This window comes from Streptomyces sp. ISL-12 (assembly GCF_018614415.1).
Taxonomy (GTDB): Bacteria; Actinomycetota; Actinomycetes; order Streptomycetales; family Streptomycetaceae; genus Streptomyces.
On record NZ_JAGGOO010000102.1, the window covers coordinates 27,638 to 53,251 of the forward strand.

Below are 25,614 nucleotides of genomic sequence, written 5' to 3' on the forward strand. Positions count from 1 at the left end.
GGTTGCTTCACTCGGTCCGCAGGCTGCGGACCTCGAAGGCGCCCGCCCATTCGGGGTGGCGCTCGATCAGGAGCCGGACGTACCGGCTGCGGAAGTTGTTGTTGAGGCGGAACTCGTCGCCTTCGGTCGCCGTGACGTAGCGCCAGCGCAGGACCTCGAAGAGCATCCCGATGCCGACACGGCTCGCGCCGCGCTTCAGGTAATCGGCAGTCAGGGCCTCCAGCGCGCGCAGCACCCAGGGGTTGAGCTGGTGGAACGTCTCGAACTGGGCCTGGATGGACGCCGGCTGGCCGTCCGGCTGCTTCACGGTGTGGATGACCAGGCCCGGTATCTCGTCCTGGACGGCTGCCATACCCATCCCCTGATGATGACTTCTTTCAAGAATGTCACCTATCTTGCGGATCGGCGGACAGATGATCAACCCCACCGATTACAGGCGCGACTTCACACGCTCGGCCCGACGTCAGAAAGAGGCCCGATCGGCCGCTTCCTCCATGCGCGCCTCACGGGCCTCGTTGGCCGCCGTTGCGGCTCGTAGGGCATCGACGGCGACGTTGGAGTCGGGGTGCTTGAGGACGTAGAGCGAGAGGGCCCCTTCGAGGACCAGGGCCTCTCAGGCATCCATGGCCACAATCTCGCCGCCGTCCGGTGTGGCGGTGAACTGCACTGCTGCCTCCTTGGTGAACTGCGGACCCCCGTAACGGAGATCGCTTATATCTTATTCGCAATTCGGGGCCAAGTACACTGTTTACGCAGCTCAGAGGGCCTTTCGGGCGTGGCGACCTCGGGTCAGCACGCGACTGCCGGGCCCGTCGTACGTGCCGTCGCGCAGGGCGGCGACGACCTGTTCGTCCACATCCCAGGGCAAGCTGCGCGCGCTCTCGCGGAGCTTGGGGACGGCGTCGAGGACGGTGTCCAGCATCCAGAGCATCGACCCGGACAGCAGCCAGTCGTGCTCCGGGAACCGCCCTGTCGCGATGGTCGTCGCCAAGTTGCCCTGCGCGGGCAGGTGGAATAGCTCGATGATCTCCTGCTGGCCGACGATCGGCGGCAGCTCATCCCCCAGGCCCGGCTCCCAGCCCTCGCCCTGCTCCGCGATGATCCGCGCCTTCACACCCAGGTCGACCTGGCGAAACCGCGCCGTGGTCGCTCCCCACCCGGCCGCGAAGCCGAGCGGCCAGTACCGCACCCCGCTGACGACGATGGCGGTCTCCGGATCCAGCACGCTGCCGCGGCTCGGGGACAGCCACTGCGCAACCTGCTTCGGATCGACGCGGTACAGCGCGGCGAACTCCTGGTGCCCGACCAGATACGGCTTGCCCCGACTCATCCCCGTCCTCCGGTGTCTGCCCTGGATGCAGAGGGCAGCGTAGCCGTACGCGTACGCCGGCGGGCGCGGCGGTCGCTGCTATGGTGGCGGCGGTCTTTCTCCAAGAGGCCAAACGGCCCCCGCTTCGGCGGGGGCCGTGTGCGTTGCCGCGCGCTCTACGTGGTCTTGCCCTCGGCCTGGTCGGCGGTGGAACCGAGCAGGGCCGAGCCCTGCTCCTTCCTCTGTCGCGTGAACTGCAGGGCGTGGATCGTGCGCCCGCCGGTCACCTCCCGGAAGGCGGTCGCCACCTCGCCCTTGGTCAGCCGCCGCCCTCCCAGCGTGAACAGCGGTCCGTCCGTGCGGGACCCGATCAGCTCGCGCAGCGCGTTGGCCGCCGACGCGGTGATCCCGGCCTCGTAGACGTCGCCTTCCTTCGCGTGCCGGATGACGACCAGGCGGTCATCCAGCTCCGCGTCCGGCACGTCGAACGCCAGAACCTCATCCAGCCGGACCTCCGACTCCCAGAGCAGTTGCCACACCGCGCGAACGGCGGCCGGGACCGCCGGGTTCGCGAGAGCGGAGTCCACCTCCAGGTCGGTGACGAGCAGGTGTGTCGTATCCATCATGACCCCCAGGCCGCAGGAACGGCACCACCGCGGTGATGCTGGCCAGTACGGCGAGGGTCGGCAGCGGCCATCTGGTCTTCTCCAGCGCGCTCACCCTTTCCTCCAGATCTTCCAGGGCCTTGTCCGTTTGGTCGCTGCGCTGGACGAGTAGCGCCAACTGTCCGTCGATGCGGGCGAATCCGACCTCCAGCGCCTGGCGCAGCTCCGCCAGGGCGAGCGCGACCTGTCCTTCGGGCACAGTCCTTCCTCCTGTTCTCTCGCTGCCCGGTGATCAGTGCTGGGGCGTGGCCGGGTCGCGCTTCATCGGCAGCCACGAGGCCGTTCCGGGCCTGCCCAGGACGGTGCCGAGGGTGGACTTCAGCGCGCTGAGCGCAGCCGGTATGGCGGAGACCGCGGCGGCCTGCCACGCCGAAAGGGACACCATGTCCGTCGTGCTGGAGGCTGCCATCAGGCCCAGCAGCGCCTGGAGGTAGGTGGCAACGGTGCGCTCGGCGACATCGGCAAGGGCCTGCGGCATCGGGTCGTGCTCCTGGTTCGGGGTGGTGGGGGTGGGGGTGAGGTCGGCGGCACCGGCCTGGTGCGGGACGCGCAGGTCCGCCCAGGTCTGCGGGCCGGGAATGCCGTCGGCGTCGGCGCCGTGGTGGCCGCGTTTGATCTGGTAGGCCGCATACGAGCGGCGGTGCGCGTCGTTCCACACCGGGCCGGGCGGCGTGTCGTAGGAGTCGCAGCCCTCGGCGATCAGCCGCTTCGCCATCGCGGCGATCACCGGGGAGGAACGCCCTTCGCGGAAGAACTGCTTGCCCGGGTACGCCGCATACTTCGGTGTCGGCTTCGGCTTGGGCTTCGGGTCCGGCTTCGGCTTGGGCTTCGGGCCGGGCTTCGGCTTGGGCTTCGGGCCGGGCTTCGGCTTACCGGCGTCCTTGAGGTGCCGGGCGACCCGGGCGCGGAAGTCGTCCATGTTGATGCCGCCCGGATCCGGCTTCCCCGGCTGCCACTCCTTGTGGCCGATGACGGAGTGCTCGTTCCAGCCGTGCGCACGGCAGATGGCCGCCGCCGCCCGCGCCATCGCGTCGAGCTGGGCCGCCGGCCACGGCTGACTCCCGGTGTTGATGCACTCGAAGCCGTAGAAATGCCGGTTGCCGTCGGTATCCGCTTCGTTGTCGCGCGGGAGGTCCGTCTTCTCCGCGATGACCGCGAGCAGGACGTCCGTGTCTCCCATGCCGGCGTGATTGGTCCGGCCGTAGCCGACCAGGTGGATCGTCCCGGACCGGTCGATGACGCCATGGCACAGGGGACCTGGGAGATCCTGGTAGCCGACGCGGCACAGCTCCACCATGTCCTTCTCGGAGCTGTACGGCCCGGTGTGGTGGATCATGACCCCGTTCGCGGGGCCCCAGTTGCCGTGGGTATTCCGGTTGTGGGTGCGCCATTTGCCGTGCTCGACCACGCCGAGCCCGGCGCCCTTCAGCACGGACAGGAACCTGTCCGCGCTCAGCGGTGTAGCCACGCGCTTCATCCTTCTCCCCTGCGCCGGATGGCAGTCGGCCGTGGCCGCCGCGGCGGTCCGGTCCCTCGGGAGTGCGAAGCAGGTGGAGGGTCACCCAGGCGTCATGCTACCGGCGGCGCACCGGCCGGTGGCCGGGGTGCGCAGCCGGTCAGGTGTCGGCGCGGTCGGTCCGGAACGATGTGCTGTCGAGGCTGATCCAGGACGCGCGGACGCTGCCGCCGCCCTGGACGCGCAGCCGCACCAGGCCCTTGGGGTCGATGTCGAACTGGAGGCTGCGGCGTGCCGCGTCGGAGGCGACGTCGACCGTGCGCGGGGCTTGCGGCCAGTACCCCTCGGGCAGCAGCGCAACCAGTTGCTCGTCGGAGGCCCGGCCGCTCGCCAGTCCGATACGGCCGCAGAATTCGCTCGTGTCCCAGGGGTTGGCGCGGAACTGCGGCGGCTGCTCCTCGTCGGGGACGGTGGTGTCGCCGGTCAGCGGAAGGTCGCGCCACTCCGGGTACGGCGCGCGGTGGGCGCGCTCCAGGGTGACGACCCGCTTCTCCAGCTTGGCCAGTCGGCGGCCGAGGTCGGCGATCGTGTCCGGCACCTACTGCTCCTCTTCCTCGCCCGTCTCGTCCTCGGGCTTGTTCGTGCGCTCCAGCTTCAACGTCACGCGCTCGGCCGTCTCGCCCTCGCCGGGCCGCACCGTCCAGCCGACGATCCGGCACCAGCCGTCGTACTCGGTGTGCGGCTCGAACAGACGGATCCGTACGTCGTCCCCGATGCGCAGGGCCTCGATCGGAGCCGCCGGGTGGTCGATGATCTCCAGCTCGGTCAGGGAGGGCAGGACCTGGCGGGCCAGCCGCTCGCGGCGGGCCCGCTGCTTCAGCTTCGCCTCGTCCTTCTCGCTCGTCTCCAGCCGGTGTTCCAGGCGCAGGCGGCCGTTGCGCACGCCGTCCACGACGACCTTGCGCTTCTTGCCCTCGCCCGCGCCCAGGCCGATGACCCACTGGGCGTAAGAGTCGGCGTCCTTGATGACGTGCGGGGTGCCGACCACGTTGGCGCCGGTGGTGAACGTCAGGTCCTCGCGGCGCCGGCCAAGGCGCGGCGCACCGAGGATGATGCGGCGCTCGGCACGGCGCCCGCGCCATGCCACGGTCTCCGACCACTCCAGGCCGTCATCGATCTCGGCCATCTCATCCACGATCTCGCCGAGATTGCGCGGGTCGGTCTTGGAGGTGGTGAAGGGGTCCTTCGCGGTGCCGGTCTTCGCCTTGGACTTCGTGTCGTCCACGACCACGCCGAGGTCGCCGTCCGGCTGCGCCTGGGCGTAGGCCCACACATCGCGGATCACGTCGCACGGGTCCGCTTCGATGTACGGGCCGCGGCCGTCGAGGTTGCCGTGCAGGTCGAAGCGGCGGTGGAGGTAGCTCGTGAACCCGGAGGCTTCAACGGGCAGGGTGTTGCCCTCCGGTTCGGCGCGCCACAGCAGCCCGCCCCAGTCGAGGCGGGCGTTGCGCTCGACGAGGAGCACCGTGTCGCCGGCGTCGAGCGCGTCCGACAGCGAGCGGCGGAACGCGGTCGGCAGGGTCGCCTTCAACGAGCCAGGCCCGGATATCTCCGGGCCGTACTCGACCTCGCTCAGCGGCAGATTCCAGTGCAGAACATCGCCGGTCGCGGCGCGCGCAACGATGTAGCGGTAGTCGGCCATCGTCACGCAGGCCCTTCCGTGAACGCGACGTCGAGCGTGACGGTCGTGCCCTTGGCCACGGTCAGGTCGCCGTCGCCGTACTTGTCGTTCTGGTTGATCTCGACGGCCAGGTGCTGGCGGGTGCCCCGGTAGGCGGGCGGCACGGCGAGCGTGTCGGCCAGGGTCACGGAGGAGCGGCGGGTGGTAGTGCCGTCGTCGTCCACGACGGTCGGCTTCGCGGCGCGCTCCCCCAGCCGCGTGCGCAGCTCGGCGTACACGGAGCCCGCCTCGGCGCGCAGGCCGGACAGGGTGACGACGATGGCGGCCTCCGTCGCCCAGGCCGGGACGTCGAGTTCCCAGGCGGCCTCCTTGGGCCAGGCCGCCCACTGGCCGTGCTTGCCGGGCACCTTCTCCGTCGTGGTCGGGTGCACGGTGCGCAGCGTGCGCTCGGTGCGCGGGTTGGCCAGCCGCCGCAGATCCGTGATCATCTCGGTGGTGATCGCCGCGGTGTTCCGGGGGATGGTGAGGCGGGCCAGCGGGATCGCGGTCATCTCCCGCAGCGCGGTGGTGTCCTGCGCGCCGATGTTCTGGATGAGGTGGAAGTAGCCGATCTCCTGGCGGCGCGGGTCGCGGTCGCCTTCGAACTCCGGGTCCTCGATGCGCAGCACCAGCAGGTCGGTGCGGGCAACCGGCCCGGTCGGCGGCACGTCGACCACGGCGTCGCCGATGTTGGACTGGGTGTAGGCCCCTTGCCACGGCCGGGCACCGTGGATCAGAGCAGAGCCATCGCCGACCCGCACACCGGGGCCTGGAGTCTCCAGCGGGCGGACCTTCAGGTCCTCACCGCCAGCGACACCCTGCCGGCCTCGGGCCAGGTCGCGGATCATCAGGCGCATCGCGCGGGCGGAGTGGTCGGCCCCGCGCACCATCATCGGGGGTTGCAGCGTCACGAGTGCTCTCCGTTCACAGGGTGGTGTACGCCGACCGCCACGCCACCTCGAGGCGCGCGGTGCCGGACGGGTCGTTCGCGCTCCACGCGATCTCGGACCGTCCGGGCGGCAGGGTGAACAGGTCGAGACGGGATGCGGGGCTGAGGTCGTTGGCCACGTTGACGGTGCCGTTGCGCAGTGCCCAGCAGGTGCCGGGCCGGGTCTCCATCTCCACCCACTCGCCGTCGCGCAGCGACAGGTCGAGTTCGAGGACACGGCGGGTGACGGTGTTCCAGATGCGTGGGCCGGTGACCGGGCCGTGCACGCGCAGGCTCGGGTAGGTCGGCACGTCGCCGTGGTTGGTGACCCAGCCGGGGCGGTCGTCGGCCGGGTGGCGCTCCGGGTCGGCCGGGCGGCGGCAGGCGGCGGGTCGGCCCATTGCCTCATCGACGGTGCGATCCCGCTGCGGGGGCGGGCGGCCTGGTCCAGGCCAAGCGTCAACTTCGACAGCTCGTCGTCGTACCAGCGAGGGTTGTCCAGGCCGACGAATTCGATGTCGAGGGGTATCCACCCATGCACCGCGTTGGCCGTACTGGTCGCCTCCATACGCCGAAGTCGGCCGTACATGCGGCGCGTTGCATGCCCGGGCCACCTGCCTCGCAGGACGTGACGGCCGCCGGGATTGGTACGGGCGTCGGGGTTATCCAGGGCGCGCTCCAGCCGGGCGAGGATCTCGGCGGCCTTCACCGGGTCTCCGGGCGTCTTGATGCCCGCCTCGAAGCGCAGGGGGCGCGGGCCGTAGAAGTCCCGGCCCGGTGAGGTGCCCTCGCTGTTGGAGTTGTCGGCGTCCTGCGGGCGGGTGCCGGGTGATCCGAGCCCTTCGATGTCCCCTATCGGGACGTAGCTGCCGGTGCCGAGGACGACACCGCCGATCTCGTACTGCCACGGGGCCAGTTCAGGGCGGCTGTGCTTGTTCGGTGCTGTGGTCATCACACTCTCCCGCCCCGCTGCGCGTTGCGCAGGGTGCGCATCATCTCGTTGCCGATCTGCTCGGGGGTGGCGGAGCTGTCGGTGACGGTGACCGGCATCGAGCCGATCAGCGGCTGCTGCTCGCGCACGACGACGACCTGGACCCGCCCGCCGGCGCGGGCGTCCACCACACGGGTGCGGGCGCGGTCGCTGCCGGTGCGGATGTCGAAGGAGCGCACGACGCCCGCCATGGCCGCGACACTGCGGGCCTGCTTGAAGCTGCTGGCGAGCATCGGGTTGTAGTCGCGGCTGCTCCGGCCTCGTACGCCGCCGTTGGCGTACCACTCGACCTGGCCACCGAACCGGTCGACCACGGTCTCCACGATCGCCTTGCTGCGGTCGCGCTTCGAGGCGGCCAGGGGCACGTACGCCTCCCCGCCGGTCTCGGGCTCACCCCAGATGCGCCAGCTCCCGGCCGGGGCGATCTGCGCGACGTGCCGCTCGCGGCGTCGAGGGCCGGTGATCCCGCCGTCGGCGAAGTAGTCGACGACACCGCCGTCGGCCTGCTTCGTGGCAGCGCGGGCCTGGGCGTCGGCCTGCTTCTCGATGGCGTCAGCGATAGAGGCGTTGGACTCCTGAAGCTGGTCGAAGATCGTCACGTGGCGCGTGGTGACGGTCACCTCTTTGCCCCGCAGCGCGTCGATACGGCCCTGGATTGTGTCGGCCGCTTTCTTCGGGCCCCCGGTGGGGACCGTGACCTTCACGTCCTTGGAGCCGGGGATCTTCTCGATGCGGAAGCCGAGCGACTCCAGATCCTTGCGGGCGCCCGCGGTCGGCGCGCTGACCCGGACGCTCTTCGCGCCGGGCGTCGCCCGGATCTTCGCCTGCACGGCCTCCAGGCTCTTGATCGCCGCGGCGGTCGGCGCCGACACCTTCACGTTCTTCGCGTTCGGCGTCTGCCCGAGCTTGTCGATCAGCACGTCCAGGTTCTTGCGGGCGCCCGCAGTCGGCGCCGTGATCTTGATCTGCCGCGTGCCCGGCACCGTCTTGACCGTGAAGCCGAGGCTGCGCAGCTTCTTCTGCGCGCCGTCGCTCAGCGAGTCGACCTTGATCGTCTTCTGCTTGGGCAGCCTGTGGAACTCGGCCTGCACCGCAATCAGGTTCGCCAGCGTGCTGTCCATGCCCTTGGTCTGGAGCAGCAACGACACCTTGGACGGCAGCAGGCCGAGGCTGTCGGCGACGCCCTCGGCCTGGGCTTTGGTCAGCCCGTAGCCGCGGGCGGCTCGGATCGCCTCCGCGCGGGCGCGGCTCATCTCCCCGCGGGCCTTCGCAAGCGCCGCGGGCAGCGACTCGCCGTTGCGGATGGCCAGGTCGTAGGTGGCCACCGAGGCGTCGGCCGCCGCGTCGGACAGGGCGGTGAGCTGGGTATAGAGCTGCTGCCCGTTCCTTGTCGTGGTGTTGAGGGTCTTGTCCTCGTTGACGAGCTGCTTGCCGCCGTAGCCCTGGCCGCGGTTGACGCTCTTGCTCCCCTCCTGCAAGTCGAGGACGGCGGAGTTCACCTTGGCCTTGGCTGCCTGAAGAGAGATCTGGCCGCCCGACAGCAGGTCGAGCGCCGACTTCAGCGAGCGCGTGCGCGTGTCGGCGTCGGCGGTCTCGTCTGCCAGACCGCCGACGGCCGCCTTCAACCGGTCGTATGCGGAAGTGCCGTCCCCGGCCCCCTTGGTGGCCCTGGCGAGTTCCTTCGCGTTCTTCACCGACTCGGCCATCTCACCCTTGACGCTGCCGAGCGCGTCGGCGGCGTCCTTGTACTGCTGGCCGACCTCGGAGTAGTCCTGGACGGTCGCCTTGCCTCCGGCGACGTCCTTCCACACCTTGTGCTTGTCGGCGGTGGCCTGGAGATGCTGCTGCAGCGCGTCCAGCGAGGTGCCCTGACCCAGGTACGCGTCCGTGAGCGACGCGAGCGGCACGCCGGCCTGCTCCATGACCTTGGTGAGCTGGCCCTGTTCGGTCTTCGTGTCCAACAGGGCCTGGGCGGCCTGCTGGCGGACGTTGCTGTCGATCTGTCCCCCGGACTCACGCAGCGCGGACGTCAGGGTGGAGACGCGCTGCTGGTGTTCGGCAGCGGCCTGCGCGGCCTTCTGCTGACGCGCCGCGAGCAACCCCAGCCCCACCGAGACGCCCGCCATGACGACACCGAACGGCCCGCCGAGCGCGTTGGTCACGCCGCCGAGCGCCGAGCGCAGTCCCGATCCAGCCGCCCGGCCAACCCCGTTGAGCGTGCCGACGAACGTCTGCCCGGCGCCGTTCGCGCTGCGGAACGCAGCAGTCATGTTCCCGAGGAATCCGACACGAGCCTGCACCGCTGCCCACGCCGCTCCGTACCGGGACAGCGCGACGCCGGACGCGGCGGCCAAGGACTGCTGCACTCGCATCTGCTGGTTGAAGGACTGCACCCCTGACCGGACGGGGCCGGTCAGGGTGTTCGCCATGTTCGTCAGGGCGGGCTGCGCGCGGCGGAACAGCAGCATCGCCAGCGCGGCCGACTGGATCGGCGCGGGTAGCGCGCCGAACGCGCTCACCAGACCGCCGACGAGATGGCCGACGGGAACGAGGACCAGGGACAGCCCGGAGACCGCGTCCATGGCCACGTTGCCGACGGTGGCGATGATGTCGAGCGTGCCGGCCGCCGCGCCGCCCTCCTCACCGAGCCCGGCGACGGCCTTGAGGAGCGGTTCCGCGCCGTCGGCGGCGTTGTCCAGGACGTCGCCCAGGGTGCTTGCGGCATTGATCAGCAGGTTCAGGCCAGTGGCCAGCGAGTGCTCACCGATCTCCGTGAGCGGCCCGATCAGCGCCTTGGCCTCATCGACGAGCCCGCTGAGCCCGTTCTTCGTCGCCTCCTTCAGGTCGGGGCCGTACAGGGTGGCGATGTCGCGGCCGTAGTCGAGGGCCGTGGTCAGGTACGGGGTGGCCCCGGCCATCCCGCGGGTGAGCAGACGGGTCACCCACTCCAGGCCGGGCGCCATCCCCTCGTACAGGGCGATCCCAGTCTGTTTGGCCTGGGTGCGCAGCTGCGTCATCGCACCGGCGAGACCCTCGCCGCGCGAGGCGGTGATGGACGCTGCTGCACCGGTCTGCCGTACCGCCATCGACAGGGCGTCGAAGGACTCGGTGCCCTGATGGGCGAGCGCCACCGCGCCGGACAGGGCGGGCTTGCCGAAGGCGCGGGTCACTCCCGCCGCGAAGTCCTTCTGGCTCATGGAGTGTTCGGCCTTCGACAGACCGTCGATCACCGTGCGCAGGCCCTTGAAGCGCCCCTGCGCGTCCCAGGCTTCGATGCCGAGGTCCCGCAGCGCGTTCTTCATGATCGGCGTCGGCGCCGCCAGGTTGGCGAAGATCCCGCGCAGGCTCGTGCCCGCCGTCTGGCCGAGGATTCCGCTCTTGCCGAGCATGCCGACCGCGGCGGCGGTGTCCTGGAGGCTTACGCCGAGCGCGTTCGCGACCGGGCCCGCGTACCGCATCGAGTAGTAGATGTCGGTGCTGGAGCCGGAGGCGTTGTTCGCCGTGGCCGCGAGGGTGTCCGACGCCCGGGACGCCTGATCAGCACCGAGTCCGAACTGATCCATGATGTCGCCCAAGTACTTGGCCGACGTGGCGGCGTTGACGTCGGCCGCCGCCGCGAGCTGGAGCGAGGCGCGTACGGCGTCGATCGACTGATCCGCACGGAAACCGGCCTTGCTCAGCTCGACCATGCCCTCGGCGGCATCCGCCGACGTAGAGGTGGGCAGCGTCAGGTCGTTGCCGAGTTCCTGAGCGACGACGGCGGCGCGCTTCATCTGCGCCGCCGTCGCGCCGGTCACCGCCCGGAACAGGTTCATCTGCCCCTGGTAGCGGTTGCCCTCCTCGATCATCTCGCCGGTGCCGAGGACGAGGGCGCCGCCGGCGAGCATGTTCGTGGCGGACAGGCCCCGGCGACCGGCCCCGGCGGTCGCCCGCTGGAGCCGGGACATCGACCGGGCTCCGTCGTCCCCGGCCGCGCGCAGCGCCGCGCGGGCCGCCCCGGCGCGGGCGGTGATCCGGCTCAGCTCTCCGACGGCCGCGCGAGAGGAACGATTCAGCGCGGTGAACTGCGCAGCGAGCCGCGCCCCGTTGGCGTCCAGTCGGGCCAGGGACCGGTTCGCGGCGTCGGTACGCTCCCCCAGGGTCCGCATCTGCGCGGAGGCAGCACGGGTTCCCGCGATCAGGTCGCGGACCTCGGCGCGCATCGCGACCGTGAGGGTGAACCCGGCCACCGCGGCGGCCTCCTTACTTACGTGGTGCGGGGGTGGATCAGGGGCGCGGCTCGTACTGCTCGCGCGGCAGGAGCTGGATCTTCACGCCGTAGCCGGACCGGTCCTGGGGGACGTGATCGCGTTCCTGCTCGATCAGCTCGCAGCCGGGGCAGCGCAGGGTGTCGGTGACGTAGGCGTGGGGGTCGCCGCCGCGTTCGCGGTCCCACTCCTCCAGCCGGGTGTGGCACTCCGGGCACACCGACCGCTGCCACTGCGCCCAGGCCAACGCCTTGGCCCGGTCGAGGTCGGACCAGCGGCCGTCGCCGCCGAGGAACTGCGAGTGCGGGATGCCGTACCGCTCGCACAGCTCCAGTTCGGCGCGCAGGCCGGCGTCACGGCTCAGCCTTTTCCCAGCTCGACCCGGCTCTCCTGCTGGATCTGCCAGGCGGCGTCCCACAGCGCGTTGGCGTCCGGCGCCGACCAGCCGTTCAGCAGCTCCTCGGCCTCCTCGCGGCTCATGCCGTCCACGGAGGCCGCCGCCACCAGCGCGGCGGGGAAGGTGTCGGCGTTGAAGATCGCCCCCTCCTCGGCCTGCTGCTCGGTGGGCGGGTGCTCGCTGATCAGCTCCTCCAGCACCGGGCGCGGCAGCGCGCGGAAGGTCAGGAACTCCGAGGCGGCGTCGAGCGCCGCCAGGGCCTGGTCCCGCGCCGCATCAGCATCGGCGGCCTGGCGCGCGGCCAGCTCGTCACCGGGGTTGGCCTCGGCGACGAACCGGGCACGACGGGCGGCCTGCTCAGCCTCGTCGTACCGCTGGCGCAGCTCGGCGTCATCGCAGATGCGCAGCCGGTTCTGCGGGCGGGCCCGGCGGCGGAGCCGTTCCATCTTGGCCGACCACGCCCCCTCCGCCGCCGTGGCGGAGGGGGACGGGCGCTTGGCCTGTGCGGGGCGCGACACGATCAGCCCTCATCGGCGTCGTGCTCGCGGACCGTCGCCTCAGTCTTGGTCTTCGTGGTGCTGACCACGGTCACGTCGACGTGGTCACCGTCGGGGTGGCCGTGCCCGTGGTCGTCGTCGCAGTCCTCGTCCGGCAGCGGGCGGGGATGGGCCTGCGGCACCGGGCGGTCGAGCGACGGCTCGTCAGTGATCGTGAAGTCGACCTTGAACTTCGCGGCCTCGTTGCCGGTGCTGTACGTCGCGGCGCGGGTGGCGACCTGCACGGGGAACACGTCCACCGAGCGGGAGCCGGGCAGGTCTCCCTTGCGGAGCAGGATGACGTAGCCCTTCGCGCCCTTGGGGAGCTGCTGCTCGATCGCGTCGGAGAAGCGGTCCTCGTAGAAGGTCAGGCTGGAGTTCTCGGCCTTGTCGTTGCCCGGGATCGAGGAGTTGAAGGTCGAGCCCATGTCGGGGGTCTCGATAGGGTCGTTCTCCAGTGCCCAGCCCTCGATGTCCGAGACGGCGTCGGTCAGGGCGAAGGCGTTGGTGATCTCTCGGCGGCTGGGGTACTTCGGGTCGTTGAGGTCCTTGGACCACAGGATCTTGGAGATGCCGCGCCGCAGAAATCGGGTCTGGGTCTTCTTCGTGCTCGTGGACACCGGTCCGCTCCCACTTCTGGGGCAGCGTCCCGTGCCGAGGCCCTGCCCCTTGAGGTTCAAAGGGGGTTCGCCTGGCCTGGGGCCTAGCGTCCGCGCGGGCCTCCGCGGTGAGGATCAGAAGAATCGATTCTTCATGCTGGGGTCACGGTGATCGCGACCCGCTGCACGTAGGACACGATAGCGCCTGCCGCCGACACCGAGGGCTCTCCTCCGGCGTCGTAGGTCAACTCCCGGTCGATGACGCGCGCTTCGGGAACGTGCAGGTCGTGGGTCCAGCTTCCGTCGGTACGACCGACGACGCCGGCGCGTACCCGATCGGCCAGCCACTCGACCTGATCGGCCCGTTCCCCGACCGAGGTGACCTGGTAGGACCAGGCGGCATCGGCGTGCCAGTCCCACAGCGGCGGGCCCGCGAACTCGGCGGGCAGCGAGTCGAGGATCGTGTACGGCACGGGCGCGGGCTCCCAGCCGAACTTCCCCTGAACACGCGGGAGTTCGCCGACGCCACACGGGCGGCCCGTGACGTGCTCCAGGAGGGCGGCGAGCGCGCGGGTCACCGGAAGACGAGCGGTCACGGCAGCACCCCGTCCGCCAGGGCCTGGATGAACGCCGGTTCGGTCTGCCGGAACGCGGGCTCGACGTGCGGGAACGGCGGCTGCCGGTAGTGCCGCCCGAGGCTGTCCACGCCGACGAAGCCGTATTCCAGGCGTCGCGCCTGCGGGGCGTCGGAGAACACCTCGGCGGTGACCTCGCCGCCGCCGCTGCGCATCCGGACGTCCCAGGAGGCGCGGTACTGCCCGGTGATCACGTTCGGGCCGGGCATGCCGCTCGCGTTCCGCTGGATGCGGACCCGCAGCAGCATGGCGTGGTGCCGTGTGATCGTCCGCGTACGGGCACGGGTCGCCGGACCCATCCGGGCCAGCGCGGCGGCCAGCGCGATCGGATCACGGAACGCGGTCGCGTCCGGGTGAGCGTTGGGGTGCGGGTTGGCCGGGTCCATCAGTCGATCACCTGCACCCTGACGATGCGCACCACGCTGTAGGTGCCCACCGCTTCGTCGGAGACGCGGAACCGACGGCCCACCAACTGCGGGTCACGGGGACCACCGGGGCGCACGGAACCGGCCACGCGGATCACGTCGTCGCGCCGCAGCACCGGGGCATCGACCGGCAGCACGGCCTGGTAGTCGGTGGTCGGCGGCTCGACGGCGACCGACCCTCCGACGGGCTGGGTGATGGCCGGGCGGCTGATCGGCATCACCGCGCCGAGCCCGTCCCAGACCAGCTCCTCGTCCGGCGCGGGCGGCACGAGCCGACCCGTGGTCTCGTCCAGCACGTCATCCGTATGGCCTGCGCTGTCCCGCCACGCTTCCAGTTTGTCGTCCAGGATGCGGTCGAGGACCCGGCGCGCACCCTCCACGTCAAAGGCCACGGGCCCACTCCCCGAGCTGGGTGAGCATCGCCTTGGTCAGCGAGTACGGCTCGGTGCCGAGGTCCGGCCGTGCCAGCGCGGCGTGTTCCAGGGCCTCTGGGTCGATCGCGTCCAGGAAGACGGCTGCCACTGGGCCCGGGTCGGGCGGGTCGGCAATCGCGACGCGGGCCATCCCCGACCACTGGCTGTCGCCGCGGTCGGCAACGTGCAGCAGAATCTCCGGCCGCTCCCCGGCGAAATGGGTGACGGTGTACGCCTTGACGGCCCTCGGGTCTATCCGTGTGCCGTCGATCTCGATGTCGGCCTTACCGCCCCGCGCGCTGATCTCAACGCGCCGGGCGGTGGCCGTGTCGTTCGCCTGATCCATTCAGCCGACGCTAGGAGCAGTGTCGGACACCTCGAGGCGGCAGGGACGGAGCCCCGTGTGCGCCGTCCCGTGCCTGGCCAGCCGTACGGGCGTCCTGGCGTGGATCTACGGGTTTGCTCCGTCGGTCCGTTAACACTTGGCGACGGGCCTTCTGGGCACCATTCGCAATACGTACTCTGGCCACAATGCTCCGATCAGCGAGGGGAAGCCGACGTGAATGAGAGCGTTATGCTGGGGGACCGGCTCCGGGTGGCACGCAAGACGCGGGGACTGTCCGCCGCGCAACTTGCCCAGCGGGTCGCGGTCTCCCCCAGCCTGGTGCAGAAGCTGGAGTCCGGCGCGCGGAAGGCGACGCCGAGCCTGATTCTCGCGCTGTCGAGGGCCCTGCACTTCGGCCCCGAGGTGCTGACCGGTCAGCCGTACTACGGGGACCCCGAGGCGGAGGACGGCGTGCACGCCGTCATTCCGGAGCTGAGGCGCATCCTGCTGTGCTTCGACACCCCAGATGAGTTGGAGTCGCGCCCACGCGCTCTGCCGGTCCTGGCCTCCGAGGTGGACCAGATCGCAGCTCTCCGGCGTGATGCCCGGTACGTGCCGATGGGGCCGCTGCTCCCTCCGGTGATCACAGAACTGACCCACGTTGCTCTCAGCGCGCGTGGCGATGAACAGCAGAAGGCGTTCTGGCATCTTGCCCGCGCGTACCGTGCGGTCAACAGCCTGGCCCACAAGATGGGGCACCACGACCTCGGCAATACGGCCTTGGAGAGGGTGCGGTGGGCAGCCGACCGCAGTGGCGATCCGCTCATGCAATTCACGGCCGGGTTCCTGGTCGCGGGGTCGATGCTGCGGCAGGGAGCTACCGAGTCGGCTCGTCGCAAGCTCAAGGGTCTGCGGCACGAGTTGGAGCGGGCCCAGCCGGAGCACTCATACACCGACGACGCGCTCGCGGTCGACGGGGCACTGCTGCTGAAGCTGGCGGTCGTGGAATCGCGGGACAACAACCCCGATGCAGCGGAAGAGTTCCTACGCGAAGCAGAGCAGGTCGCGCTGATGGCCGGCAACCGGGACAGCCTGGCCTACGAGATGAGCTTCGGCCCCACAAACATCAAGATCCACTCGGTGCATACGTTGATCGACACCGGCGACAGCGAGCAGGCCCTTGCCCGGCTCGCTGAATGGGGACAGGGCGGAGCGGCATGGGCGCCGCCTGCCTCCACGGTGGGTGAGCGATCCAGTCACCATCACATCGACGTCGCCTCCGCACGCCTGGCGGAAGGTGACCGCTGCGGAGCGTTCGCAGAGCTGAAGCGAGCCCGGAAGATCGCGCCGAATCACACGCGATTCCACCCATCCGTGCGCGAAACGCTCGGCTCGCTGCTACGCATGGACACGCACCCGTCAGCCGAGTTGTCCGCGTTCGGCACCTGGGCCGGAGTCGCATAGCACAACTCCCTTTACTCTCACGGGACTTGGCCTGAATTGGGTGCGGACAGTTTGTCCGCGCACACCCGCCTCCAGAGTGGAATGGTCCTCTCACACTCAGTTGTGAGGGGGCCTTTCCTATGTCGGACGCGATCCCGACCACTCGACTGCCAAGGTGGATGCCTCTCGGCAGCGAGCCGGAGTTGTGTCCCGCCGGCACGTGGTGGGACGCCATCCGTGCGCCCGAGCACGTGGGCCGCAGGGCCGTAGAGCTCATCGAGGAGCAGGGGCTGCCTGTCGGGTCCGTCGTCCTCGACGACGGCGGCCGTGAGCCGCGCATGTACTTCCTGACGCCGGTCGGCACCGCTGAACGGTGGGAGGAACAGGGCACTGTCGCGTTGGGACCGTCCTGCCACGTTCTCCTCCCCTCGGCGAAGCGGACGTCCGGCCCCGGACTCCACTGGCACCGGCTGCCCACCGGCCCCCGTGCCGTGATCTCACCTGACGGGCTTCACCGCGCCCTGATCAAGGCGCGCCGGGAACGCGAAGGCCCCCATTAGGACTCGCTCTGCGGCCTGAACTCCTCCCCCGTGGGAGCTGCCGCAGAGCGGCTAGACGCCGCCCCACCCACTCCCCGTGGGGCGGCCCCCGCCGGACCCCGGCGGATGCAAGTGATTGTTCCAGCACGTCCGACACACAGAGAGGATCAACTGTGCCTCAGCCCAGGCGAGAGAAGAAGGACCACCTGATCTACGCGGACGTCGTGGACTCCAAGTCCAAGGCGGGCGTCTGGATGGGTGAGCGGGCCTCCTTCCAGGAGAAGCAGGGCCGCATCATCGACGCGCTCAAGGAGCAGACCGACTGGGTCGAGCTGAAGGACGCGATCATGGTCATCGGCACCGACCCGGCCGGCATCACGGTCATCGCCCCCAACCCGACCCTGCCCGGCGTGATCGTCCTCGCCGACGGTGGCTCGCCGGCCACCTCCGCGAAGCTCCAGGCCACCGCCGAGGAAAAGGTCCGCGAGGTCATGGCCGAGCTCGGCATCGCCGAAGAGGAAACGGCGGCCTGACCAACATGGCCGTCCCCCGGATGCTGTGGGGGAAGTACTTCCAGTACGAGCGGGACGGGGAAGCAGTTCTCCTCGACCCGGTCGGGCTGGACAGTGTGTTCATCGACTCCGGCGAGGTCCACGACCTCGCCGGGGTCCCCCCGACCGCGACTCATGAAGCCCTCGCAGGGCTCGGCTTCACCTCCGACGGCCCCCTGGCCGACCGGCGAGAAGCACTCCGTAACCGTCTTCGACTCCTTGGGCTCGACGCCACACCTGACCGCATCAGTGGTCTGCGCGTAGTGCTCACCGACCGCTGCAACATGACCTGCACTTACTGCTTCGTCGATACGAACACCGGCAAGCCGGACATGACGAAGGAGGAGCTGTCGGAGGGCCTGGAGTTCCTGTTCGAGCAGAACGCCGGCCAGGAAGAGGTGTCCATCCAGTGGTTCGGCGGCGAGCCGACGATCCGCTTCGACCTCATGCAGTACGGCGACCGGCTCGCAGATACCCTCGCCGACCGATACGACGTTGCAAGGGTCCGGCGCACGGTCGTCACCAACGGGGCCCGTCTGACCGACGAAGCCCTCGCCCACTTCGTCGCGTACGAGTACGGGGTCGGCATCTCCATCGACGGCCCCCCGGGCATCAATTCCGCCCACCGCCTTCTGCTCGGCGGACAGCCCGCAGACGACCGCATTCGCCGCAACGTCGCCCGATTCATCGAGGCGGAGGGGCTGCACGTGGGCTGCAACCTCACCCCGACGGCCGCGAACATCGGGCGCTTGGCCGAGACTGTCCGGTGGATCATCGATGACCTCGGGCTGAAGTTCATCTACGTCAACACTCCCATCCCGACTGCTGGCCGCTGGCAGGTAAAGGGCGCCGACCTGGCTCAGGAGCTGTACGAGGCGCGCCTGGCCGCCCTGGGTCGCGGCGGAATGCTGTTCTCTGTCCTCGACCGCGCCTTCCAGGCCCTCGACACCCGTCGGCCGATGCTGTTCGACCACATGCAGGGGGACCGCAGTCTGAACGCCGCCCTGCTGCCCGGCAACCGGGTCAGCCTGTGCGACATCAACTTCACCGAGCCGTCATTCCTGCACACCCTAGACGAGTTGCGTGCCGATCCAGGACGACTGGCTGGTGTGGCGAAGAACGTCGCGCCCATCCCCGAGTGCGGGAACTGCCCGGCGCTCGCCATCTGCGGCGGCCCCTCCCGCAACGAGCAGGCCCTCGTCGGAGGCAGCAGCCCTGATCCCGAGATGTGCGCGTTCTACACGAGCACCGTGGAGATCGCCGTGTGGGACAACACGGGGGTGCAATGAGCGTCCAAGTCCGTACGGCGCTGGTCTCCACGGCCGGGCACTGCAAGGTGGCCTGCGGCTTCTGCTTCCGCGCTGACCGTGCTCACGGCTTCCTCGACACCGCGACGTACACACGCACGCTGTCGCGGCTGCGGGAAGCCGGCGTGGAGGGCGTATGTCTGACGGGTGGCGAGCCCACCCATCATCCGCAGCTCAGGCAACTTGTACGGCTGGCGCACCAGTTCGGCATGTCGGTGTCGATGGTGACCTCGGCTCGCTCCGTGGCCGAGGTCATCGCCCTCTCCCACGTGACCCACCTACTGAGCAACGTGACCGTGTCCGCCGACTCACAAGGCGCGATGCTGCTGGGACGCACCACCCGCACAGCGGCCTCGGGCATCGCCACGCTACGCGCCATCAGCACCGAGACGAAGATCCTCCACGTCACCTGCTGGGGCCTGAGCGACGATGAGGGCCAGGAGCTGGCCGACCTCGTGTCCGAGGCAGGCGTGGAGGTCCAGTTCAGCCCCGTCGTCCTCGACGAACGCGCCTTGCGCCGGGACGGCAAGTCGGTCCAGGACTATCTGGTGCAGCAGCATTTGGACGCCGACGTGCTGAGCCGTTACTTCAACCTGTCCGATCGGTACCGGGCCTACCTCGGCGAACTTCGGGACCTGCAACTGCCGCCGACGGGGGGCGAGCGGTGGTCGTGCCGCTCGGCGACCGCGTACGTGTCAGCGGACGGTCACATACGGCGCTGTCCCTACGGCCAGGCATCAGTCAGCGTCCATGCGCCTCGGGCCAGCATCAGACAGTTCCTGGCCGATCCGGCGCAGGACCGCGTGACCCCGGACTGCGCTGCCATCTGCCGATCCTCCGCCGCATCCGACGATCGCGCGGCGTCGTGCGCCGCGCCGGCGTGAGCGGCGCTACGTACACGACTCCATGGACCGCCCTATGACGATCACGACACCGGACGACTTCGCACATCGGTGGCGGCAGCCACCGAACTTCTCTCTGGAGGTCGCCTTCGACTACACGTTTCTGCCCGCCATCGACGTCCTCGACCACATCCGCCAGGACGCGGAAGTGCGCTTCACGATCCTCGGGGACGACGATTGGCAGGTGCGCATGGACCGCACCGCCGCCTTCCGCACTGCCCCGCTCGAAGAGATCGTCACGTGGCCGTTCCGGCTGGTGCACTTCAACCTCAGCCGCTTCTACAACGACCTTCTGCACGGCTTCCAGGACGAGGTGATGATCCCCTGGCGCACCCATTTGTCCGCCCGGGGTTTTACCTGGCAGCGCCTGGCTCCGATCCTCTTCCTGTCCACCGAAGGGGCGTCCTCGACGTACCACAACGACAACTCCCACGGCCTGGTCTGGCAGGTGCATGGCGGCAAGACGTTCCACAGCTACCTCGCCCCCGACAAGCACCTCTCGGCCGATGCCGCGGTGATCGGCGAGACGACGGGTGAAGAGCCGCCCGAGCATGACGCGGCCGACCGCCAGTCGGTCGTCATGCAGCCCGGCGACCAGTTGTGGAGCCATGCCCTGACCCCCCACTGGGTCACCACCGAGTCGTCGCTCGCCATGAGCGTCACCCTCTCCCACGGCGGCCTGTGCCACCAGGGCCGCTTCTCCGAGCGGGAGTTGGCACTGCGGGCCTACTGGGACAAGAACCCTGCCGAGGCGTGGACGCATGACCTGCGCAGCGTCCGCTACTGAGACCGCGTCCCACGACACGAGGCATCGGCCCGTGTCGTGGGACGCGCCCATCAGCCGGTTACGGCGTGAGACGGTTCGGTCCGCGGAAGAGGAAGGTGGCCTCGCGGATCGACTCCAGACCGAGGAGCACCATCAGCACCCGACCGAGGCCCATGCCCAGGCCACCGTGCGGCGGGCAGCCGTACCGGAACGCGTTCAGGTAGTCCTGCAACGGCTCTGGGCTCATACCCTTCTCGGCGGCCTGCTTCAGCAGCACGTCATACCGGTGCTCGCGCTGCGCGCCCGTGGTGACCTCCAGCCCCTTCCACAGCAGGTCGAAGCTCAGAGTCACGCTCGGGTCGTCGGCCGGCCGCATGTGGTAGAAGGGCCGGATGCTCACCGGGTAGTGCGTGATGAACACGAACTCGTGCCCGGTGGCCTCCTGGATGTGGGCGCTGATGCTTCGCTCACCCTCCGGGTCCAGGTCCTCCTTGATCCCTTCCGGGTCCCAGCCTCCCTTGCGCAAAATTTCGTGCGCCTCGGCCATGGTGATGCGAGGGAAGGGCGTCGTCGGGACGGTGATCTCCACACCGAAGTGCTCTCGGATGGCCTCACCGTGGGAGTCGGCGACCTTCGCGATCGCGTGGGCGAGCATCTGCTCCTCGAACGCCATGACGTCCTCGACGCCGTCGATCCAGGCGAGCTCGACGTCGACGCCGGTGAACTCGGTGGCGTGCCTGGAGGTGAACGACGGCTCGGCACGGAAGACGGGGCCGATCTCGAAGACCTTCTCGATGCCGGCCGAGATCGCCATCTGCTTGTAGAACTGCGGCGACTGCGCCAGGAAGGCGCTGCGGCCGAAGTAGCCGAGCTTGAAGACCTCCGCTCCGGATTCCGAGGCCGTTCCCATGAGCTTGGGGGTGTGCATCTCCGTGGCGCCCTGCGCGTAGGCGTACTCGCGCATCCCCTGTTCCAGGGTGGTCTGCACGGCGAACATCAGATGTGTGGCGGTCCGACGGCGCACGTCCAGGAAGCGCCAGTCCAACCGATGCTCAATGCCGGTGTGCTCGTCGATCGGCAGCGGCGTGGCGGCCAGGTTCAGGACCTCGACCGACTCAGGGACGAGCTCCAGGCCGCCGAGCTTGACCTGCTCGGCGTCGACCACACGTCCGGTGATCTTGACTGCGGACTCAGGGGTGAGTGCTTCGAGCTGGGCCTCAAGCGGCCCGTCGTCACGCTTGTGGGTCACCTGCACCATGCCGGTGCTGTCCCGAACGATGACGAACTGCATCTTGCGCTGCAGGCGCAGGGTGTTTACCCACCCGCAGACGGTGACGGTACGGCCGACGTGTTCTCGCAGGTCAGAGACGTGTACGCGGCTGTGGATCATTTCGGTCCTCCGAAGGACGTCGTCATGATCCCTTGGGAGTGCGGGCGAGAAGGGCAACTCGCGGTGCCACCGCACTTTCGCCGCCACATGGTGGCGGCCTCATTCGGGCCCGATGACGGGGGCCAACCGGCGGGGCATTGGACCACCAAAAGGGGTCGTTCCTCCCCGCGCTCAGGAGGGTCTTCGCCTCGGGGCGCGAGGCCGCCTTTCCAGCTTCCGGCGGCTCTCTCGGCTCGCGTGATCCCGGGCTACTCGTCTCCATCAACGCGTTGCCCAGCAGGATACGGATCTCACGGGCACCGCCGCAATCAAGAACACACTTTTGGACGGGAGGGACGGCTGTGAGCGTGCCCGTGCGACGGGCGGTGGCCGCCGACGCCGGGGAGCTGGCCCGCCTGCGCCAGCTATCGCTGACTTGCCCGGCGGTGCCTTGGACCAGGCCCCGGGATGTACCGGACGGACCGTGGGTCCAGGAGTGCCAGCAGGTGTTCGCTGCCTTGCTCCATGGCCCGGACACGGTCGCCGCGTTCGTGGTGGATGCGACCCCGGGCCGCGTGGCGTCCTGTGCGGTGGGGTTTCTTCTACCCCGGCTTCCTGGGCCAGGGAGCAGCAAGCCGTTCAACGGTGACATCAGCACCGTCGCCACCGATCCAGAGTTCCGCAGGCGGGGCTACGCCCGGGCAGTGGTGACGGCCCTCATGGACTGGATGGCCGTGCGCGGCTGCAAGCGCATCAGCCTCTCGGCCAGCCCAGAGGGAGAGCCGCTGTATACGTCGCTCGGGTTCGTGTATGACGAACCTCGGATGACCTGGCGGGTCCAGTGATTGCCCGGCAGCGGAGCGACCAGAGCGTCCCGCTCGACCAGCACCCGGCGCGCGACGACGTCGCGCTGCGGCCGACGGTGGAGGACGCCGCGATGGGCCGTTGGGAGGGGGCACGGGACCTGCTGGCCGCGACCGGCCCGGATTGGGATCGCCGGATCTTCCGCCTTCAGGTACTGGCCGAGGCCGGAGCCCGCCTACGGTTCGCTGACACCTGGGCAAGGGCCGAACCGCGCTCACCGCACGCGCTCGCCCTCCTAGCCAACGTTCAGGCCCTCCGGGCCATGATCGCCGGCCCAGGCAGCAGCGGCCGGGGCCTGATGGAGGAAGCATGGGCCACCTGCCGTACGGCCCTGGAAACGTGGCCCGAGGACGTGGCGCCGCTGGTGGTGATGCTCGCGCTGCTACGCACCCACGCCCCAAACCGTAAGACCTTGAACGCGGTATGGGACGAGATCATCAAGCGCGACCGATGGAATCGCGAGGCGCACCACGAGGTCGTGACCTTCATGCTCCCCCGCCACCACGGCGAGCAGGGCGAGGCGATGTGGTGGGCCGAGGAGCAGGCAGCCATCGCCCCTCAAGGCCTGCCGATCGCGGTTCTGCCGCTCGTGGTGATCGCGGAGGCCCACCGGACCCGCCAGGAGCAGGACCGCGACGCTTACGGGCTCACCATCCATCCCTGGGTCGACTGCCCGCAGATCGACCACGTGCTGGAGGGCTGGTGGCGCTACCGCGCCCCGCGACCGCACGCCTGCTTCGCGGATGACGCCAACTACCTGGCTCACGCCCTGTCGTTCGCGAACCGTCACAGCGAGGCCCTGGAGGTCTTCGACGCGATCGGCCCGTACGCCACGCAGGTCCCCTGGTCGTACTGCGGACAGGCCCGCGACCTATTTCTGCGACACCGCGCCTGGGCCTACAGCCCACCTCGGCGCCGACGCCGCTGAACCCTCGAACTACCCCTTAAACAAACGAAGGACGGAAATCCTGTGCCCCTCGATGTCTCTCGCGTCTCTGACGAGGAACGCCTGAAGCAACTCGGCTACCAGCAGACGCTCTCCCGCTCCATGTCGGGCCGCGCCAACTTCGGCGTCAGCTTCACGATCATCTCCATCCTGTCCGGCTGCATGACGCTCTACGGCTACGGGATGAACACCGGCGGGCCAGCGGTGATCATGTGGGGCTGGCTGTTCGTCGGCTTCATGACGCTCTTCGTCGGGCTGTCCATGGCGGAGGTCTGCTCCTCCTACCCCACCAGCGCGGGCTTGTACTTCTGGGCGCACCGCATGGCGCCCGCGAGAACGGCCGCGGCGTGGGCGTGGTTCACTGGCTGGTTCAACACCCTGGGCCAGATAGCTGTCACCGCGGGCATCGACTTCGGCGCCGCCACCTTCCTCAACGCCCTACTGGACCTGCAGTTCGGTTACGCCGCCACGCCCGTCCACACCATCACGCTCTTCGGGATCATCCTCTTCCTGCACGGCGTACTGAACACCTTCGGCGTGCGCATCGTCGCCTTCCTCAACGAGGTGTCCATCTGGTGGCACATCCTCGGCGTCGTCGTCATCTGCGGCGCCCTGGTGCTCATCCCTGACCACCATCAGTCGACCAGCTTCGTCTTCGGCGAGTTCGTCAATAACACCGGTTTCTCGTCCCTCTCTGCCAAAGTAGTGCGAGTCAGGCATACTGGATGATTCATTGAGTCGAGGGTGGAGAAGGAGTAGTGCCCAGGTGGCCAGCGCCAACGACCACGGGACCCCTGATCCGCAGGTAGAAGCCCGCTCCACCGGTCCGCGCCGGTACAGCGCGGAGTACAAGGCGAGGGTCCTCGCGGAGTACGAGAAGCTCGACAAGAAGGGCAAGGGTGCCCTTCTGCGGCGGGAGGGCCTGTACTCGTCGTTGATCACGACGTGGCGGCAGCAGCGTGACAAGGGGGCAGAAGCCGCGCTGGCGGCGCCCTCGGGGCGGCCGAAGGCCGACCCGAGGGACAAGGAGATCACTCGACTGGAGGCGAAGGTCGCCCGTCTGGAGAAGGACCTGGGCAAGGCCCAGACGGTGATCGAGGTCCAGGGAAAACTCTCAGCGCTGCTCGACCAGTTCGCCACGGACAGCGCCTCGGACCGCAGGGGCGAGAAGAGCCAGTGACCGGGAACGGCCCCGGCCAGGAGATCTGGGACGCGTTCGAGACGGCCCGCGAGGAGGCTCTCGCGAAGCTGGAGAAGCTGGTCGGCATGGTGCAGGCGTGTGCTGCGCTCGGCGTGAGCCGGGCCACCTACTACCGCCGCCACCGCAAGAGCCCTGCCCCGGACAGGCCGCGGCGGGAGCGGGGCCGGCATCACCGGGCCCTCGCCCCCGAGGAGGAGGCGCACGTCCTGGACGTGCTCCGCTCGCCGGAGTTCGCCGACATGGCGCCGGCCGAGATCTACGCGGTCCTCCTCGACCGGGGCGTCTACCTGTGCTCGGAGTCGACGATGTACCGGCTCCTGCACCGCCACGACGAGGTCCGGGAACGACGCCGCCAGGCCGTCCACCCGTCCCGCAAGATCCCCGAGCTCGTCGCCGAGGGCCCGGGCCGGGTCTGGTCCTGGGACATAACCAAGCTGAAGGGGCCGGTGAAGGGCGTCTACTACTGCCTCTACACGATCATCGACATCTTCAGCCGCTACACCGTCGGCTGGATGATCGCCAGCCGTGAGAACAAGGACCTCGCCGAACGCTTCCTGTCCGAAACCATCGCCAAGTACCCCGTCGGTCACGGCCAGTTGACGATTCACTCCGACCGGGGATCCCCCATGGTCGCGCAGAACGTCGCCCAGATGATGGCCGGCCTCGGCGTCACCAAGTCCCACTCCCGCCCGAAGACCTCCAACGACAACCCGTACAGCGAGAGCCAGTACAAGACGCTGAAATACAGGCACGACTACCCCGAGCGCTTCGGATCCATCGAGGACGCCAAGGCGTGGTGCACCCGGTTCTTCCACTGGTACAACGAGGAGCACCGCCACTCCGGGATCGGCCTCCACACTCCCTACGACGTGCACTTCGGTCTCGCCGAACAGCTCCGCGAGATGCGCGCCGACGTCCTGCGGGCCGTCTACGAACGCCACCCCGAACGCTTCGTCCGCAAGCCACCCGAACCGCCGAAGCTGCCCGAAACCGTCTGGATCAACAAACCGAAGGACGACCCACTGATCCCGGCACAGGGTTAGAACGAACTACCTGCCTCGATCGCTTTGACAGGTTCCG

Annotated in this window: 24 protein-coding genes and 3 pseudogenes; 10 read left to right on the top strand and 17 right to left on the bottom strand. The window is 69.3% G+C overall.

Features of this window, described 5'->3' with window-relative positions; all coding sequences use genetic code 11:
* Nucleotides 1–7 precede the first annotated feature (7 nt).
* The 16 genes and pseudogenes from J7I94_RS26180 to J7I94_RS26255 form a co-directional block, all read right to left on the bottom strand.
* Nucleotides 8–352, bottom strand: a complete 345-nt coding sequence (locus J7I94_RS26180; RefSeq protein WP_215170663.1) for a hypothetical protein — start codon at nucleotides 350–352, stop codon at nucleotides 8–10.
* 405 nt (nucleotides 353–757) lie between these two features.
* Complete coding sequence (locus J7I94_RS26185) at nucleotides 758–1,330, bottom strand: hypothetical protein (protein ID WP_215170665.1); 573 nt, start codon at nucleotides 1,328–1,330, stop codon at nucleotides 758–760.
* Nucleotides 1,331–1,485: 155 nt separating this feature from the next.
* Nucleotides 1,486–1,935 carry a tyrosine-type recombinase/integrase gene (locus tag J7I94_RS26190; RefSeq protein ID WP_215170667.1) on the bottom strand — a complete coding sequence of 150 codons (450 nt, stop codon included), beginning with the start codon at nucleotides 1,933–1,935 and terminating at the stop codon, nucleotides 1,486–1,488.
* A 574-nt stretch (nucleotides 1,936–2,509) separates the two neighbouring features.
* A pseudogene (locus J7I94_RS26195) lies at nucleotides 2,510–3,442 on the bottom strand (peptidoglycan-binding protein); the annotation flags it as partial.
* Between the two features lie 148 nt (nucleotides 3,443–3,590).
* Nucleotides 3,591–4,028 (bottom strand): hypothetical protein, encoded by a 438-nt coding sequence (locus J7I94_RS26200; protein WP_215170671.1) that lies wholly within the window; start codon nucleotides 4,026–4,028, stop codon nucleotides 3,591–3,593.
* A complete protein-coding gene (locus tag J7I94_RS26205; protein WP_215170673.1) occupies nucleotides 4,029–5,138 on the bottom strand; it encodes a hypothetical protein in 1,110 nt (369 codons plus the stop codon).
* Entirely contained in the window at nucleotides 5,135–6,061 is a 927-nt protein-coding gene (locus J7I94_RS26210; RefSeq protein WP_215170675.1) for a hypothetical protein, read from the bottom strand. Before J7I94_RS26210 ends, J7I94_RS26205 begins: the two co-directional genes overlap by 4 nt.
* A 13-nt stretch (nucleotides 6,062–6,074) precedes the next feature.
* On the bottom strand, nucleotides 6,075–6,479 hold the full coding sequence (locus J7I94_RS26215) for a phage tail domain-containing protein (RefSeq protein ID WP_215170677.1): 405 nt from the start codon (nucleotides 6,477–6,479) through the stop codon (nucleotides 6,075–6,077).
* A gap of 550 nt (nucleotides 6,480–7,029) precedes the next feature.
* On the bottom strand, nucleotides 7,030–11,298 hold the full coding sequence (locus J7I94_RS26220) for a phage tail tape measure protein (protein WP_215170679.1): 4,269 nt from the start codon (nucleotides 11,296–11,298) through the stop codon (nucleotides 7,030–7,032).
* Between the two features lie 37 nt (nucleotides 11,299–11,335).
* Entirely contained in the window at nucleotides 11,336–11,734 is a 399-nt protein-coding gene (locus J7I94_RS26225; protein ID WP_215170681.1) for a TFIIB-type zinc ribbon-containing protein, read from the bottom strand.
* Nucleotides 11,677–12,231, bottom strand: coding sequence for a hypothetical protein (locus J7I94_RS26230; protein ID WP_215170683.1), 555 nt, complete (start codon nucleotides 12,229–12,231; stop codon nucleotides 11,677–11,679). Before J7I94_RS26230 ends, J7I94_RS26225 begins: the two co-directional genes overlap by 58 nt.
* Nucleotides 12,232–12,233: 2 nt before the next feature.
* Nucleotides 12,234–12,869 (bottom strand): hypothetical protein, encoded by a 636-nt coding sequence (locus J7I94_RS26235; RefSeq protein WP_055550365.1) that lies wholly within the window; start codon nucleotides 12,867–12,869, stop codon nucleotides 12,234–12,236.
* 131 nt (nucleotides 12,870–13,000) lie between these two features.
* Nucleotides 13,001–13,444, bottom strand: coding sequence for a hypothetical protein (locus J7I94_RS26240; protein WP_215170685.1), 444 nt, complete (start codon nucleotides 13,442–13,444; stop codon nucleotides 13,001–13,003).
* Nucleotides 13,441–13,869, bottom strand: coding sequence for an HK97 gp10 family phage protein (locus tag J7I94_RS26245; protein ID WP_215170687.1), 429 nt, complete (start codon nucleotides 13,867–13,869; stop codon nucleotides 13,441–13,443). The genes J7I94_RS26240 and J7I94_RS26245 overlap by 4 nt, the downstream gene beginning before the upstream one ends.
* The gene (locus J7I94_RS26250; protein ID WP_215170689.1) at nucleotides 13,869–14,300 is read right to left on the bottom strand and encodes a DUF6093 family protein; all 432 of its coding nucleotides are present in this window, start codon (nucleotides 14,298–14,300) and stop codon (nucleotides 13,869–13,871) included. The genes J7I94_RS26245 and J7I94_RS26250 overlap by 1 nt, the downstream gene beginning before the upstream one ends.
* The gene (locus J7I94_RS26255; RefSeq protein ID WP_215170691.1) at nucleotides 14,290–14,667 is read right to left on the bottom strand and encodes a hypothetical protein; all 378 of its coding nucleotides are present in this window, start codon (nucleotides 14,665–14,667) and stop codon (nucleotides 14,290–14,292) included. Before J7I94_RS26255 ends, J7I94_RS26250 begins: the two co-directional genes overlap by 11 nt.
* Before the next feature lie 228 nt (nucleotides 14,668–14,895).
* On the opposite strand from J7I94_RS26255, the gene J7I94_RS26260 reads away from it, so the two are divergent.
* From J7I94_RS26260 to J7I94_RS26285, 6 genes are all read left to right on the top strand, one after another.
* Nucleotides 14,896–16,110, top strand: a complete 1,215-nt coding sequence (locus tag J7I94_RS26260; RefSeq protein WP_251075772.1) for a helix-turn-helix domain-containing protein — start codon at nucleotides 14,896–14,898, stop codon at nucleotides 16,108–16,110.
* Between the two features lie 158 nt (nucleotides 16,111–16,268).
* Nucleotides 16,269–16,649: a hypothetical protein gene (locus tag J7I94_RS26265; protein WP_251075758.1), complete on the top strand. Its 381-nt coding sequence runs from the start codon at nucleotides 16,269–16,271 to the stop codon at nucleotides 16,647–16,649.
* 152 nt (nucleotides 16,650–16,801) lie between these two features.
* Entirely contained in the window at nucleotides 16,802–17,161 is a 360-nt protein-coding gene (locus tag J7I94_RS26270) for a hypothetical protein (protein ID WP_215170696.1), read from the top strand.
* Nucleotides 17,162–17,166: 5 nt separating this feature from the next.
* On the top strand, nucleotides 17,167–18,468 hold the full coding sequence (locus J7I94_RS26275) for a radical SAM protein (protein WP_215170699.1): 1,302 nt from the start codon (nucleotides 17,167–17,169) through the stop codon (nucleotides 18,466–18,468).
* Nucleotides 18,465–19,370: a radical SAM protein gene (locus J7I94_RS26280; RefSeq protein WP_215170701.1), complete on the top strand. Its 906-nt coding sequence runs from the start codon at nucleotides 18,465–18,467 to the stop codon at nucleotides 19,368–19,370. The genes J7I94_RS26275 and J7I94_RS26280 overlap by 4 nt, the downstream gene beginning before the upstream one ends.
* Nucleotides 19,371–19,404: 34 nt before the next feature.
* On the top strand, nucleotides 19,405–20,175 hold the full coding sequence (locus J7I94_RS26285; protein ID WP_251075759.1) for a hypothetical protein: 771 nt from the start codon (nucleotides 19,405–19,407) through the stop codon (nucleotides 20,173–20,175).
* A 58-nt stretch (nucleotides 20,176–20,233) separates the two neighbouring features.
* On the opposite strand, the gene aspS is transcribed toward J7I94_RS26285, so the two are convergent.
* Nucleotides 20,234–21,544 carry an aspartate--tRNA(Asn) ligase gene (aspS, locus tag J7I94_RS26290; RefSeq protein WP_215170716.1) on the bottom strand — a complete coding sequence of 437 codons (1,311 nt, stop codon included), beginning with the start codon at nucleotides 21,542–21,544 and terminating at the stop codon, nucleotides 20,234–20,236.
* Nucleotides 21,545–21,969: 425 nt separating this feature from the next.
* Here aspS and J7I94_RS39040 point away from each other — a divergent pair, with 425 nt between their 5' ends.
* From J7I94_RS39040 to J7I94_RS26315, 4 genes and pseudogenes are all read left to right on the top strand, one after another.
* A complete protein-coding gene (locus tag J7I94_RS39040) occupies nucleotides 21,970–22,368 on the top strand; it encodes a GNAT family N-acetyltransferase (protein ID WP_308114702.1) in 399 nt (132 codons plus the stop codon).
* A complete protein-coding gene (locus J7I94_RS26300) occupies nucleotides 22,365–23,315 on the top strand; it encodes a hypothetical protein (RefSeq protein WP_308114700.1) in 951 nt (316 codons plus the stop codon). The genes J7I94_RS39040 and J7I94_RS26300 overlap by 4 nt, the downstream gene beginning before the upstream one ends.
* 42 nt (nucleotides 23,316–23,357) lie before the next feature.
* Nucleotides 23,358–24,023: pseudogene (locus J7I94_RS26305) on the top strand (amino acid permease); the annotation flags it as partial.
* A gap of 76 nt (nucleotides 24,024–24,099) precedes the next feature.
* Nucleotides 24,100–25,577, top strand: a pseudogene (locus tag J7I94_RS26315) (IS3 family transposase).
* The last annotated feature ends 37 nt before the right edge of the window (nucleotides 25,578–25,614 follow it).

Excerpts from the sequence above, each read along its gene's own strand:
- J7I94_RS26275 (WP_215170699.1), top strand. The coding sequence starts at position 17,167 with ATGGCCGTCCCCCGGATGCTGTGGGGGAAGTACTTCCAGTACGAGCGG.
- J7I94_RS26285 (WP_251075759.1), top strand. The coding sequence starts at position 19,405 with ATGACGATCACGACACCGGACGACTTCGCACATCGGTGGCGGCAGCCA.
- J7I94_RS26280 (WP_215170701.1), top strand. The coding sequence starts at position 18,465 with ATGAGCGTCCAAGTCCGTACGGCGCTGGTCTCCACGGCCGGGCACTGC.
- J7I94_RS26190 (WP_215170667.1), bottom strand. The coding sequence starts at position 1,935 with ATGATGGATACGACACACCTGCTCGTCACCGACCTGGAGGTGGACTCC.
- J7I94_RS26245 (WP_215170687.1), bottom strand. The coding sequence starts at position 13,869 with ATGGACCCGGCCAACCCGCACCCCAACGCTCACCCGGACGCGACCGCG.
- J7I94_RS26255 (WP_215170691.1), bottom strand. The coding sequence starts at position 14,667 with ATGGATCAGGCGAACGACACGGCCACCGCCCGGCGCGTTGAGATCAGC.
- J7I94_RS26265 (WP_251075758.1), top strand. The coding sequence starts at position 16,269 with ATGCCTCTCGGCAGCGAGCCGGAGTTGTGTCCCGCCGGCACGTGGTGG.
- J7I94_RS26215 (WP_215170677.1), bottom strand. The coding sequence starts at position 6,479 with ATGGGCCGACCCGCCGCCTGCCGCCGCCCGGCCGACCCGGAGCGCCAC.
- J7I94_RS26260 (WP_251075772.1), top strand. The coding sequence starts at position 14,896 with ATGCTGGGGGACCGGCTCCGGGTGGCACGCAAGACGCGGGGACTGTCC.
- J7I94_RS26185 (WP_215170665.1), bottom strand. The coding sequence starts at position 1,330 with ATGAGTCGGGGCAAGCCGTATCTGGTCGGGCACCAGGAGTTCGCCGCG.
- J7I94_RS26180 (WP_215170663.1), bottom strand. The coding sequence starts at position 352 with ATGGCAGCCGTCCAGGACGAGATACCGGGCCTGGTCATCCACACCGTG.
- aspS (WP_215170716.1), bottom strand. The coding sequence starts at position 21,544 with ATGATCCACAGCCGCGTACACGTCTCTGACCTGCGAGAACACGTCGGC.